This window comes from Agromyces molybdatiresistens, assembly GCF_052748445.2.
Map to the genome: position 1 here is coordinate 831,530 of NZ_CM188258.1, position 12,431 is coordinate 843,960.

Genomic DNA, 12,431 nt, shown 5'->3' on the forward strand with positions numbered 1-12,431 from the left:
CCATGAGATCAGCAAGGGTGCTGACGGGTCTCGCGCTCGCGTCGGTCGCGGCGATGACCCTGTCGTCGTGCTCCGGAGGCGGCGCGTCATCCGAACCGGAGGACGTCGAACTGCGGATGACCGTCTGGACGTCGAACGAGGACCACCTCGCGTTGTTCGACTCCATCGCGGAGGAGTACATGTCGGAGCATCCGGAGGTGACCGGGATCACCTTCGATCCGCTTCCGTTCGAGGACTACACCTCGACCGTGACCACCCAGATCGCCGGCGGTTCCGCCCCCGACCTGGCGTGGATCCTCGAGAACGCGGCCCCCGACTTCGTGGACTCGGGCGCGCTGCTCCCCCTCGACGAGACGCTGGAGGCCGATCCGGACTACGGGTTCGACGACCTCTCGGAGAGTGCGACGGCCCTCTGGCACGACGAGTCGGGCGCTCTGGTCGCGTATCCGTTCTCGACCTCGCCGTTCGTGATGTTCACGAACGACGACCTGCTCGCCGAGGCGGGCCTCCCGTCGGCCGCCGAGATGCAGGCGAACGGCGAGTGGAACTGGGAGGGCGTCTCCGCGGCCGGCGCCGCGGTGCACGACGCCACGGGCAAGGCCGGATTCGTCATCCGGGACTTCGACTACACCACGTGGGACAACCTGGCCTCCGTCTGGATGGGCTGGGGCGCCGCGCCGTGGAGCGAGGACGGCTCGCAGTGCACGTTCGACTCGCCCGCGATGGTCGAGGCGTTCGAGTTCCTGCACGACGCGGCCTTCGAGTCCGAGTCGATGCCCGGCCCCGGTACGACCGCCGACTTCTTCGCCGGCGAGTCGGCGTTCACCGTGACGCAGATCTCGCGTGCCTCCCTCCTCGACGGGACCTTCTCGTGGAACCTGCTGCCGCTGCCGGAAGGCCCCGTCGGCGAGTACTCCATGGTCGGCCAGGCGGGCATCGGCGTGATGTCCTCAGGTCCGAACGCCGAAGCGGCCGCGGAGTTCCTCGCGTTCTTCACCAACCCGGAGAACTCGCAGCAGCTCGCGCAGTACTTCCCGCCGCCCCGCGTCTCGCAGCTGAACGTCGAGACGCTCGCCGCGACCAACCCGACGCTCACCCCCGAGCAGATCGAGGGCGTCGTCATCCCCGGCATCGAGACGGGCGTCACCCGCCCGAGCCACACCGACTCGGCCGAGATCGGCCAGGAGGTGCGCAGCTCGCTCGACGCACTCTGGGTGGCCGACGCCGACATCCCGGGCACCCTCGCGGACACGTGCGCCGCGATCGACCCCCTGCTGGGCTAGGAAGGCGACCGCTCCATGGCCGACGCCACCACGGTGACTCCGGGTCGGGCCCACGCCCGGCCCGGGGTCGCCCGCGAACCGAACCGGCGACGCTTCGCGCCGTCGTACGCCGTCCGCGACCAGCTGACCGGCTACCTCTTCGTCGCACCGCAGGTCCTCGGCATCGCGCTCTTCGTGCTCCTGCCGCTCGGACTCGTCTTCTGGTACTCGTTCCACGAGTGGAACGTGCTCGCGGGCACGTTCCGATGGGTCGGGCTCGAGAACTTCGAGAAGCTCGTCGCCGACCCGAAGCTCGCCCCGGTGATGCAGGCGACCGCCGTCTTCTCGATCGGGCTCGTCGTCGTCAACCTCGCGCTCGCCCTGCTGCTGGCCGTGCTGCTGAATCGCAGGGTCCGGGGCATGACCGCCTTCCGCACGATCTTCTTCTCGCCGGTCGTGGTCTCGCTCGTCGCGTGGACGATCGTGTGGTCGTTCCTCCTGCAGGACAACGGCGGCATCAACGGCATCCTCCAGGTCTTCGGCATCGACGGCCCGAACTGGCTCCGTGAGGGGCCGACCGCCATGGCGTCGGTCATCGTCGTCCAGGTCTTCAAGAACGTCGGCCTCAACATGGTGCTCTTCCTCGCCGCGCTGCAGGGCGTGCCGCAGGAGGTGCAGGAGGCCGCGCGGATGGACGGAGCATCCGATCGTCAGTTGTTCTGGCGCATCACCGTGCCGCTCATCTCGCCGACGATCCTGCTCACGTCCATCATCACGATCGTCGGCTCCCTGCAGGTGTTCGCCCAGATCGCCGTCCTCACCCAGGGCGGGCCGGGCATCTCGACGACCGTGCTCGTCTACTACCTGGTGCAGCAGGCCTTCGACTTCCATCACTTCGGCTACGGATCGACGCTCGCCATCGTGCTCTTCGGCATCGTGCTGGTGCTGACGATCGCGCAGTGGCAGCTTCGCAGGAGGTGGGTCTTCTATGAGAACTGAGTCCGTCGCCCTGCGCGAGAACCCCGAGACGGAGCCCCGCATGCCCGCGACCCCATCGACCGGGACGGCGCCCGCGGACGCCCCGCCCCGCCGTGGCACGGGACGGACCGTCGGCCGCGGTAACGCGAGCCCGAGGCGGAAGGTGGTGTTCTACGGCGTCCTCTCCCTGCTGGCGGTGCCGTTCGTCTTCCCGACCTGGTGGATGATCACGTCGTCGTTCAAGCCGATCAGCGAGATCTTCGCGTTCCCGCCGGAACTGTGGCCCTCGAACCCGACGCTCGACGGGTACGTCGGCGCGTTCACCGCGCAGCCGTTCGCGCACCAGTACTTCAACTCGATGTACATCGCGCTCGTCGTCACGATCGGAACGATGCTCTTCTCGTCCATGGCCGGCTACGCGTTCGCGCGCATCCGGTTCCCGGGGCAGAACCTGCTGTTCCTCGTGGTGCTCACGGGCCTGCTCATCCCGAGCGAGGTGACGATCGTGCCGCTCTTCCAGCTCTTCAACTCGTGGGGGATGATCGACACGCACTGGCCCCTGATCCTCGTCACCACGTTCGGTGCCCCGAGCGTGCTCGCGACGTTCATCATGCGCCAGTACTTCATCACGCTGCCCGTCGAGCTGGAGGAGGCCGCCCGCATCGACGGCCTCGGGCGCTGGCGCATCTACTGGAGCATCGCGCTCCCGCTCAGCAGGTCCGCCCTCGCGGCGGTGGCGATCTTCACGTTCCTGAACGTGTGGAACCTGTACCTCGAGCCCACGGTGTACCTGCAGACGCCCGAGCTGTTCACGCTGCCGCAGGCGCTCACGCGCTACACGGACGCGTACGGCGGCGAGATGTGGAACATCCAGCTGGCGGCGGCGACCATGACCGCGCTGCCCGTGCTCGTCGTGTTCGTCTTCGCGCAGAAGCAGTTCGTCGAGGGACTCGCCCAGACGGGGCTGAAGGGCTGAGGGCGACCGGATGCCGCGGGGCCGACGCCCCGCGGCATCCGTGTGTCAGCCGACGTCGGACGCGTCGCGGGTCTCCGCCTCGATCACGCGCCGGTGCACGTCCGCCGCGGCATCGGCCGGGATCGCCTCGGCGATCCACGGGCCGGTGCCCTCGCTCGGGTCGAGGATGCCCTCCTCGAGCCAGGCGTAGTCGCCGCCGAGCACGCGCGAGGCGAGGCGCTCATCCGTGGCATCCGTGTGGTGCCAGAGCTCGTCGAGGAGGCGTTCGGTGCGGTGACGGGACTGCTCGGCGAACGTGTGCGCGAGCTGGGTCGCGGACCTGGCGTGGCCCGGATCGTCGGTCGCGATCATCGACGCCCGCACGCACGACGCCGAGACGGCGAACAGTTCGGCGCCGATGTCGACCACTCGGCCGAGGAAGCCCTGCTTTCGCTCGAGGGCGCCCTGCCAGCGGGCCATGCCGTAGAAGGTCGCGCGCGCGAGCTTGCGGCTCGTGCGCTCGACGTAGCGGAGGTGCGGCGCGAGCGCGCCGAACTCGTCGTAGGACGTGGGCAGGTCGCCCGCCCCGGCGACGAGCTTCGGCAGCCAGCGCGCGTAGAACCCGCTCGCCGACGCGGCGGCCCTGAGCTTGCCGGCGAGCTCGAGCTTCGGGTCGATCAGGTCGCCCGCCGCGGTGAGGTGCGCGTCCACGGCCTCGCGCGCGATGAGGAGGCGCATGATCTCGGTCGATCCCTCGAAGATCCGGTTGATGCGGAGGTCGCGGAGCAGTTGCTCGGCGCCGACCGCGCGCTCGCCGCGGGCCTGCAGCGATGCGGCGGTCTCGAAGCCCCGGCCGCCGCGGACCTGCACGAGCTCGTCGGCGATGCGCCATCCCATCTCGGACGCCCAGAGCTTCGCGAGCGCAGCCTCGATGCGGATGTCCTTCCGGTCCTCGTCGGCGAGCACGCCCGACAGGTCGACGACCGCCTCCAGCGCGAAGGTGGTCGCGGCGATGAACGCGAGCTTGTGCGCGACCGCGGCGTGCTCGCCGACCGGGCGCCCCCACTGCACGCGGGCCGACGACCACTCGCGAGCGATCTTCAGGCTCCACTTGCCCGCGCCGGCGCAGATGGCGGGGATGGCGAGCCGGCCCGCGTTGAGCGTCGTGAGGGCGATCTTCAGGCCCTGGCCCTCCTCGCCGACGAGGTTCGCGGCCGGGACGCGCACCCCCTTCAGGGAGGTGAGCCCGTTCTCGATGCCGCGGAGGCCCATGAACGCGTTCCGCCGGTGCACCGTGATGCCCGGGGCATCCGCCTCGACGATGAAGGCGCTGATGCCGCCGCGACGTCCGGCGGCCCGCTCGTCGGGCGTCCTCGGCACGCGCGCCATCACGACGAGGAGCTCGGCGACGACGCCGTTGGTGGTCCAGAGCTTCGTGCCGTCCAGCACGTACTCGGAGCCGTCCTCCGACGGAACCGCCGTCGCCTGCAGCCGGGCGGGGTCGGATCCCACCTCGGGTTCGGTGAGCAGGAACGCGCTCACGGCTCCGGCGGCGCACCTCGGCAGCCACCGTCGCTTCTGCTCCTCGGTGCCGGCGAGCATCAGCGGCTCGGGCACGCCGACCGACTGGTGCGCCGAGAGCAGCGCGCCGATGCCGGCGTTCACGGACCCGATCATGACGAGGGCGCGGTTGTAGAAGAACTGGCCGAGGCCGAGGCCGCCGTACTCGACCGGGATCTTCATGCCGAACGCCCCGAGCCCGGCGAGCCCCCGGAAGACCTCGTCGGGGATCTGCGCCTCGCGTTCGATCCGGGCGACGTCGACCGTGCGGAGGAACGCCTCGAGGTCGCGGAGGAAGGCCTCGCCGCGCTCGCGGCGATCCTCGGCCGGGCGCGGGTGCGGGCTGATGAGCGACAGGTCGAACCGCCCGAGGTAGAGGCCCCTGGCGAAGCTGGGCTTCCGCCACTCCTGTTCGCGCGCGGCCTCGGCGACGGCGCGCGAGGCCTGCTCGTCGACGTCGGCGACGGATGGCGCGGCGGCGCCGGCGGCAGCGGCTGCTGCGGATGGACCGGATGCGCCGGACGCACCGGATGCAGCGGAGACGGGGGAGACGGCGGACTCTCGGGTGGCGCTCACGCGAACCTCCTCGTTCTGCCACCAAGGTACGCCCGGCCCGTGAGCCGGACCAGCCCTTGCGCCGGCGGGCTGATGCGGCATCCGTGGCCGGATGTCACACGCGCGCCGCCTGCGGTGTCTCCATGTCGAACGCATCCGCACCTGGACCTCGGAGGACACCATGACCAGCACCGCACGCATCCCCATCGCCGACGTCGACGGCGTCATGGGCGCCGTCGTGAAGGCCGCGAGCCGGCGGATGACCGGCCAGGTCCCCGACTCGCTCGGCATCCTGTGGCACAACCGCCGCGTGATGATGGACCTGATGGGCGTCGGCCGCAAGTCGGAGAAGTGGGACGCCCTCGACCCGCAGCTCAGCACGTTCGCCCGCATGGCGACCGCGGCCTACGTCGGCTGCAGCTTCTGCCTCGACCTGCACTACTTCATGGCGCACACGCACGGGCTCGACGAGGCCAAGGCGCGCGAGGTGCCGCGCTGGCGGGAGTCGTCCGCCTTCTCGCCGCTCGAGCGACGCGTCATGGAGTACGCCGAGGCCGTCTGCCAGGACCCGCCCGCCGTCACCGACGAGCTCTCGGACGCCCTGCTCGCGGAGCTCGGGCCGGCCGCGCTGCTCGAGCTCGCCGCGAAGGTCGCGCTCATGGACGCCACCGCGCGCATGAACATCGCGCTCGGCATCCGCTCGGCCGAGTTCGCGGAGGCGTGCGGGCTCCCGCAGCTCGCGGAGCGTTCGGCGGTCGGCGGGGCGGCGTAGGGTGCTGCGCATGGGCGAGCACGATCGTTCGGATGTCGCGGGCGCCGTCGGCGCAGCGGCCGCAGCAGGCGGCGGCGACCCGTTCGTGGTGCACCGCGGCCTGCTCTTCACCGTCGCGTACGAGCTGCTCGGCTCTGCCGCCGACGCGGAGGACGTGCTGCAGGAGTCGTGGCTCCGCTGGGCCGACGTCGACCGGAGCGAGGTGCGGGATCCGCGCGCCTACCTCGTGCGCGTCGTGACGCGCCAGTCGCTGAACCACCTGCGCACGCTGTCGCGTCGACGCGAGGAGTACGTGGGCGAGTGGCTGCCCGAGCCGGTGCTCACGAGCCCGGATGTCGCGGACGACGTCGAGCTCGCCGAGTCGCTGTCGATGGCGACGCTGACCGTGCTCGAGACGCTGGGGCCCGCGGAGCGGGCGGTGTTCGTGCTGCGCGAGGTGTTCGACGTGCCCTACGACGAGATCGCGGACGCCGTGGGCAAGACGCCGGCGGCCGTGCGGCAGATCGCGCACCGGGCCAGGGAGCACGTCGCGGCGCGGCGTCCGCGCGTGCAGGTCGAGCGCACCGAGCAGGAGCAGGTCGTCGAGCGGCTCATGGTCGCGTTCAACACCGGCGACGTGCAGGGACTCATGGACGTGCTCGCGCCCGACGTCGTCGCGATCGGCGACGGCGGCGGCAAGGCGCGCGGCGCCGCGCGGCGCCCGATCCGCGGTGCGCAGAAGATCGTCTCGTTCCTCATGGGTGCGATGGAGAAGTGGGACCTGCACCCCGTGGCGTCCATGGTCTGGATCAACGGTGCGCCCGCGCTGCGGCTCGAGGTCGACGGCGAGCTCGCCGGCACGGTCAGCGTCACGATCGAGGACGGCCTCGTGACCCGGATCTTCTCGGTCGCGAACCCCGACAAGCTCGCCCGCCTCGACGAGGAGGCGCCGCTCGCGCGCTGAGCGGCTCGGGTCGCGCCCGCTCGCGAGGCTCAGGCGGCGCCCGCGGCCTCCGCGATGCGACGCCGCTCGATGCCCTCGAGCACGAGGTCGAGCCCGAACTCGAACTCGGTCTGGTCGTCGCACCAGCCGAGCGTCGACTCGGGGTCGACGTGCGCGACCTCCCCGAGCATCGCGGCGAGGTGCGGTGCGAAGGACTGCATCTGCTCGAGCTGCCCGGGCGGCGGCGCCTGGCCGTCGTCGGAGAGCTCCTGCACGTACCCGTAGATGCGGTTGCCGATCGCGTGCAGCGAGTGGTGGATGAGGTCGTGCGACATGCCCGCCCGACGCATGACGCCCACGATGCCGTCGACGTGCGCGACCATCGCCGGGGAGAACGACTTCCGCCGGTCGATGACGATCGGCGCCCACGGATGCCGCAGCAGCACGCGTCGTGCACCGAGGATGCGTTCCCGGACGGTGGGCACCCAGCCCGCGGCATCCGACTGCTCGGTCGTGGTCGCGCTCGCGTCGCGGGCCGCGGCGTCGGCGGCGATCTCGGCGAACGTCAGCTCGACGACGCCGTCGAGGATCGCGTCCTTGTTGGGCAGGTGGTGATAGATGGACATCGCCTCGACGCCGAGGTCGTCGGCGAGCGCGCGCATCGTCAGCGCCTCGAGGCCGCCGCGGTCGGCGAGATCCGATGCGGCCTGCAGCACGCGGTCGCGGGTGAGCGGCGCGCGCGGCATCCGCGTGCCCAGTTCGGCCGACCTCGGTCCCATTCGTTCACCTTACAACGTGAGGTTTCTTTCCCCGAGGTATGGACACGGGCGGCTCGAAGGCGTAGCTTACGACGTAAGGCTTACAACGTAAGGGAGACATCATGACCACCACCGGAATCCGCACGATGCGAGCCGCCGTCCTCGAGCGGTTCGGCGGGCCCGAGGTCGTCGGCGTCGCCGAACGGCCCGTGCCGGTCCCCGGCGACGACGAACTGCTCGTCCGGGTGCACGCCTCGACCGTGAGCATCGCCGACCACCGCCTGCGCACGCGCGAGGTTCCGCGCGGCCTCGGGCTCGTCGTCGGCCCGGCGATCGGGTTCCGCAGGCCGAAGCACCCGGTGCTCGGCATGGAGGCCGCGGGCGTGGTCGAGGCCGTCGGGCACCGGGTCACGCGCTTCGCGCCCGGCGACGAGGTCGTCGTCATGAGAGGCGCGCGATTCGGTTGCCACGCCGAGTTCGTGACCGTGCCCGAAGACGGCGAGGTCGCCCGCAAACCCACCGACCTCTCGTTCGAGGAGGCGGCCGCCGTGCTCTTCGGCGGGCACACCGCGCTGCGCTACCTCGACCTCGTCGACGTCGGTCCCGGCACCGAGGTGCTCGTGAACGGCGCCTCGGGCGCGGTCGGCACCGCCGTGGTGCAGCTCGCGGCCCGCCGCGGCGCGCGGGTCACGGCGGTCACGAGCGGCCGCAACGCCGAACTCGTCCGTTCGCTCGGCGCCGCGCACGTCATCGACTACACGCACGAGGACTTCGCCGCACCGGGCGGCGAGCCCCGCTACGACGTCGTCGTCGAGTGCGTCGGCAACGCGCCGTTCGGTCGCGTCGGGCGCCTGATCCGCCCGGGCGGAGCGTTGCTGCTCGTCATCTCGGACCTGGCCGGGATGATCGGCGCCGCACTGCGGCCGCGTCGCCGCGGCATCCTCGTGAACCAGGCCGGCGGGCCGATGGGTGCCGAGGGGATGACGCGGCTCACCGCGCTCGCCGAGGCCGGCGACCTGCGGCCCGTGATCGACCGCACCTACGACCTCGACGACATCGCCGAGGCGCACCGCTACGTCGACACCGGCCGCAAGCGGGGGAGCGTGGTGGTGCGGATCGCCTGACGGTGCCGATCAGAGCGGCAGCGGCCGGTCGTCGACGATCGTCTTCATGACGAGGGTCGACTCGACCCGCCGCACGCCGGGCAGCGCCGAGAGCCGTTCGTCCCAGAGGCGCTGGTAGGCGGGCAGGTCGGGCACGGCGACGCGGAGCAGGTAGTCGGGGTCGCCGAAGAGGCGCAGCGCCTGGATCACCTCCGGGATCTCGGCGACCGCCTCGTCGAAGGCCGGCACGGTCGCCCGGTTCGCCTGCTCCATCGTCACGAACACGAGGGCGCCGAAGCCCATGCCGACGACCTCCGGGTCGATGATCGCGCGATAGCCGCTGATGGCGCCGGATGCCTCGAGCGCACGCAACCGGCGATGGGTCGGCGACATGCTGAGCTGCACGCGCTCGGCGAGTTCGGTGAGGCTCAGCCGCCCGTCGCGCTGCAGCTCGGCAAGGATTCTCCGATCGATGGCATCCATGAGGTGGATTCTTCCACGCGAGCGGCGCGGCGAGGTGGAATCGGGCAGCGGCTTCCACGCCGACGTGCGTAGCTTCGACGTATCGAACGAAGGGGGCCGCCGTGGACGTCCAGCTGCTCATCGCGTGCTCGGTGATGATGACCCTGATGGTGCTCCTGCCCGGGCCCGACTGGGCGTACCTCATCGCCGCGGGCACTCGGGAACGCACCATCCTGCCGTCCCTCGCGGGCATCCTCCTCGGCTACGTCGCCGTCGTCGCGGCGGTCGCCATCGGCGTCGGCGCCGTGGTGGCGGCCCTGCCGTGGTTCATCGTGGCGCTCACCCTGGGAGCGGCGGCGTACCTCACGTACCTCGGCGTCCGCGTGCTGCGCGAGCCGCCGATCGTCGCGTCCGCGGTCATGGGAGGGGCCTCGGCGACGCCGGCCGACGGCGCGATCGGAGGCGGCGGCTCGACGGCGGGCGCGTCGCTCGGTCCGACGCGTGCACCGGCCCCGGTCGGCACGCTCGTCGCCGAGGACGCGTCGGCCGAGGCATCCGCTCGCCCCTGGCTTCGACTGCTGCAGGGCGCCGGCGTCTCGGGCCTGAACCCGAAGGGCCTGCTGGTGCTCGTTGTGCTGCTGCCCCAGTTCACGGATGCCGCCGGCAGCTGGCCGATCCCGGTGCAGCTCGCGGTGCTCGGCCTCATCTTCGTCGCCGCGTGCGCCGCGGTGTACACGGTCGTCGGCTACGGCGCGCGGAGCGTGCTGCGGTTCCGTCCGTCGGCGATGCGGATCGTGTCGCGCGTGTCGGGTGCGGCGATGATCGTGCTCGCGGCGGTGCTCGTGGGCGAGCAGCTCGTGCACCTCATCGGAGGCTGAAGCCGCCGTCGCTCGTGATCACCCGGCCGGTGACCCAGGCACCGCTCGGCGAGGCGAGCCATCCGATGAGCTCGGCGACGTCGCCCGGCCGGCCGACGCGGCCGAACGGCGTCGTCGCGAGGTACGCGTCGAGCTCGTCGAGGGGGCGATCGGCGGTCTCGGGGTCGAGGTAGCCGGTGTTCACCGGACCCGGGTCGATCGTGGTGAGGAGGATCCCGAGGTCGAGCAGCTCGGCGGCCACCGTCGCGGTGACGCCCGCGAGCGCGGCCTTGCTCGTCGCGTAGGCGACCTCGCCGCGCATGGCGCCGTGCACCTGGCCGGACGTCATCCAGATCACGCGACCTTGCGGTTCGGCGAAGGGCGCGTCGCGGCGGATGCGCTCGCCGGGCCGGAGCGGTGCGGCATCCGCGTCTGGTCGCGCCTCCGTTCGCTCCGCGGCTCGCTTCGCCCGCGCGAAGGCCGCGGTGAGCAGCAGCGTCGAGCGCGTGTTCACGTCCCAGAACGCGTCGAGCCGCTCGGGCGTCATGTCGAGGATGCCGCCGTCGCCGCCGCTCCGCGCGTGGTTGCAGACGAGGAGGTCGAGATCGCCGGTGAGCGATCGCGCGGCCTCGATGACCCGAGTGGACTCGGTCGGGTTCGCGAGGTCGGCGCTGAGGTCGTCCATCACGGCGCCGGGCGCGAGCGACGAGCGGATGCCGGCGCGGACGGCGTCGAGGTCGTCGCCGCCCCACGGCTGGTCGAGGTCGTGCGGGCGGAAGTGGTGGATCACGATGCTCGCGCCGAGCTCGGCGAGCTTCGTCGCGACCGCGTAGCCGATGCCGCGGCGGCGGGAGACGCCGGTGACGAGTGCGGTGCGGCGGGCGAGGGGGAGAGGTGCATGCATGGGTGGGCCTTTCGTGCGCGGCGATGCGCTGGATGCGCGGACGGCGCGGAGCGCGAAGGGCGCTGGGGCGCGCGGACGGCGCGATGTTCAGGAACGAGCGGAGGCGGCTCACCGGCATTGCATGTGCGCCACGCTAGCGCACGGGTCACGCCGACGCGCGCCGTCGGCATGCGCGAGGGCGGGACCCGTAGCCTGTCCCGGTGGATGCCTGCGCCGCCCTCGCCGACTCGATCGACCGTCTCGCCGCGCGCGGCCACTCGAATCGCCGCTTCCTGCGTGAGCTCGGACGCGCGGCCGGCGTCCGGCGCGGCCCGCTGTGGGTGCTCGACGCGGCATCCGGCGGTCGCAATCACCTGCGCGGGCGCGGCTTCAGGCGGCACGTCGACGACCGCACCGACGGGCAGGCGCGCCATTTCGCCGGCACGGTCGCGGTCGCCGCCCGAATCGGCGGTCCGCTGACCCGCTGGCTCACGACCGTCGTGCTGCGCGACCCGCCCGGTTCGGCCGACGGCCGACTGAGCGAGGAGGCGATCGAGTTCGCGCGCCTGGTGCGCTCGGGCGACCTCTCGCAGGCGGATGCCGCGGAGTGGGTGCGCGATCGGCTCTGCCGCGCTGCGGGGTGAGCGGGGCGCGAACGGGGGCGGTCGGGCGTACCCTGCCCGCATGGACGGCTCGAACCCGGATGAGGAAGTGCCCGCGAAGTACGACGTCAAGCGCGCGCATCGCGAGTTCTACGCGCCCGCGGCGAGGGACTGGGTGCTCGTCGACGTGCCGCCGATGCAGTACCTCGCGGTCGACGGCCGGGGTGACCCGAACACCGCGCCCGCCTACGCCGAGGCGGTCGAGGCGCTGTACGGCGTCGCCTACACGGTGAAGTTCGCGAGCAGGAGGAGCTCGGGGCGTGACTTCGCGGTCGCGCCCCTCGAGGGGCTCTGGTGGGCGGACGACCCGGCCGCGTTCGTCGCCGGCGACCGCGACGCGTGGAACTGGACCATGCTCATCAGCCAGCCCGACTGGATCGACGAGGCGGTCGTCGCCGCGGCCGTCGACGCCGTGCGCGCGAAGGGCCGCGGCTCGCCCTCGCTCGACGCGCTGCGGCTGACGACGGTGACCGAGGGCCCCTCGGCGCAGGTCCTGCACGTCGGGTCCTACGCCGACGAGGCGCCGACGCTCGCGCGCCTCCACGACGAGTGGATGCCGGCGCGCGGCCTCACGTTCAACGGCCCGCACCACGAGGTGTACCTCGGCGACCCGCGGCGCACCGCACCCGAGAAGCTGAAGACGGTGCTGCGGCAGCCGGTGCGGCCCGACCCGTCCGGCCGACGCACCGGGTAGCGTGGGCG

General features: G+C 72.0%; 13 protein-coding genes. 9 read left to right on the forward strand and 4 right to left on the reverse strand.

The window, feature by feature from the left end; all coding sequences use genetic code 11:
• Positions 1 to 2 precede the first annotated feature (2 nt).
• Genes ACULK2_RS03755 through ACULK2_RS03765 form a run of 3 tightly spaced genes read left to right on the forward strand, consistent with a single transcriptional unit; the run spans position 3 to position 3,216 of the window.
• Positions 3 to 1,283: an ABC transporter substrate-binding protein gene (locus ACULK2_RS03755; RefSeq protein ID WP_445968907.1), complete on the forward strand. Its 1,281-nt coding sequence runs from the start codon at positions 3 to 5 to the stop codon at positions 1,281 to 1,283.
• A gap of 15 nt (positions 1,284 to 1,298) precedes the next feature.
• Positions 1,299 to 2,261: a carbohydrate ABC transporter permease gene (locus tag ACULK2_RS03760; RefSeq protein ID WP_445968906.1), complete on the forward strand. Its 963-nt coding sequence runs from the start codon at positions 1,299 to 1,301 to the stop codon at positions 2,259 to 2,261.
• Complete coding sequence (locus ACULK2_RS03765; RefSeq protein ID WP_501044955.1) at positions 2,251 to 3,216, forward strand: ABC transporter permease subunit; 966 nt, start codon at positions 2,251 to 2,253, stop codon at positions 3,214 to 3,216. Before ACULK2_RS03760 ends, ACULK2_RS03765 begins: the two co-directional genes overlap by 11 nt.
• A gap of 45 nt (positions 3,217 to 3,261) precedes the next feature.
• On the opposite strand, the gene ACULK2_RS03770 is transcribed toward ACULK2_RS03765, so the two are convergent.
• A complete protein-coding gene (locus ACULK2_RS03770; RefSeq protein ID WP_445968904.1) occupies positions 3,262 to 5,331 on the reverse strand; it encodes an acyl-CoA dehydrogenase family protein in 2,070 nt (689 codons plus the stop codon).
• A gap of 160 nt (positions 5,332 to 5,491) precedes the next feature.
• Between ACULK2_RS03770 and ACULK2_RS03775 the strand changes: the two genes are divergently transcribed.
• Both ACULK2_RS03775 and ACULK2_RS03780 read left to right on the forward strand, forming a co-directional pair.
• Positions 5,492 to 6,082, forward strand: coding sequence for a carboxymuconolactone decarboxylase family protein (locus ACULK2_RS03775; RefSeq protein ID WP_445968903.1), 591 nt, complete (start codon positions 5,492 to 5,494; stop codon positions 6,080 to 6,082).
• A 10-nt stretch (positions 6,083 to 6,092) separates the two neighbouring features.
• On the forward strand, positions 6,093 to 7,025 hold the full coding sequence (locus ACULK2_RS03780) for an RNA polymerase sigma-70 factor (protein ID WP_445968902.1): 933 nt from the start codon (positions 6,093 to 6,095) through the stop codon (positions 7,023 to 7,025).
• 29 nt (positions 7,026 to 7,054) lie between these two features.
• Here ACULK2_RS03780 and ACULK2_RS03785 read toward each other — a convergent pair whose 3' ends face one another.
• A complete protein-coding gene (locus tag ACULK2_RS03785) occupies positions 7,055 to 7,783 on the reverse strand; it encodes a TetR/AcrR family transcriptional regulator (RefSeq protein WP_445968901.1) in 729 nt (242 codons plus the stop codon).
• Between the two features lie 101 nt (positions 7,784 to 7,884).
• On the opposite strand from ACULK2_RS03785, the gene ACULK2_RS03790 reads away from it, so the two are divergent.
• Positions 7,885 to 8,886 carry an NAD(P)-dependent alcohol dehydrogenase gene (locus ACULK2_RS03790; protein WP_445968900.1) on the forward strand — a complete coding sequence of 334 codons (1,002 nt, stop codon included), beginning with the start codon at positions 7,885 to 7,887 and terminating at the stop codon, positions 8,884 to 8,886.
• A gap of 9 nt (positions 8,887 to 8,895) precedes the next feature.
• Here ACULK2_RS03790 and ACULK2_RS03795 read toward each other — a convergent pair whose 3' ends face one another.
• Positions 8,896 to 9,348, reverse strand: coding sequence for an Lrp/AsnC family transcriptional regulator (locus ACULK2_RS03795; RefSeq protein ID WP_445968899.1), 453 nt, complete (start codon positions 9,346 to 9,348; stop codon positions 8,896 to 8,898).
• Between the two features lie 101 nt (positions 9,349 to 9,449).
• Between ACULK2_RS03795 and ACULK2_RS03800 the strand changes: the two genes are divergently transcribed.
• The gene (locus ACULK2_RS03800) at positions 9,450 to 10,205 is read left to right on the forward strand and encodes a LysE family translocator (RefSeq protein WP_445968898.1); all 756 of its coding nucleotides are present in this window, start codon (positions 9,450 to 9,452) and stop codon (positions 10,203 to 10,205) included.
• On the opposite strand, the gene ACULK2_RS03805 is transcribed toward ACULK2_RS03800, so the two are convergent.
• Positions 10,192 to 11,088 carry an SDR family oxidoreductase gene (locus ACULK2_RS03805; RefSeq protein WP_445968897.1) on the reverse strand — a complete coding sequence of 299 codons (897 nt, stop codon included), beginning with the start codon at positions 11,086 to 11,088 and terminating at the stop codon, positions 10,192 to 10,194. The two genes, ACULK2_RS03800 and ACULK2_RS03805, sit on opposite strands and share 14 nt — an antisense overlap.
• A gap of 200 nt (positions 11,089 to 11,288) precedes the next feature.
• Here ACULK2_RS03805 and ACULK2_RS03810 point away from each other — a divergent pair, with 200 nt between their 5' ends.
• Together ACULK2_RS03810 and ACULK2_RS03815 are read left to right on the forward strand one after the other, a co-directional pair.
• Positions 11,289 to 11,711 carry a hypothetical protein gene (locus ACULK2_RS03810; RefSeq protein ID WP_445968896.1) on the forward strand — a complete coding sequence of 141 codons (423 nt, stop codon included), beginning with the start codon at positions 11,289 to 11,291 and terminating at the stop codon, positions 11,709 to 11,711.
• Between the two features lie 40 nt (positions 11,712 to 11,751).
• On the forward strand, positions 11,752 to 12,423 hold the full coding sequence (locus ACULK2_RS03815) for a GyrI-like domain-containing protein (RefSeq protein WP_445968895.1): 672 nt from the start codon (positions 11,752 to 11,754) through the stop codon (positions 12,421 to 12,423).
• The last annotated feature ends 8 nt before the right edge of the window (positions 12,424 to 12,431 follow it).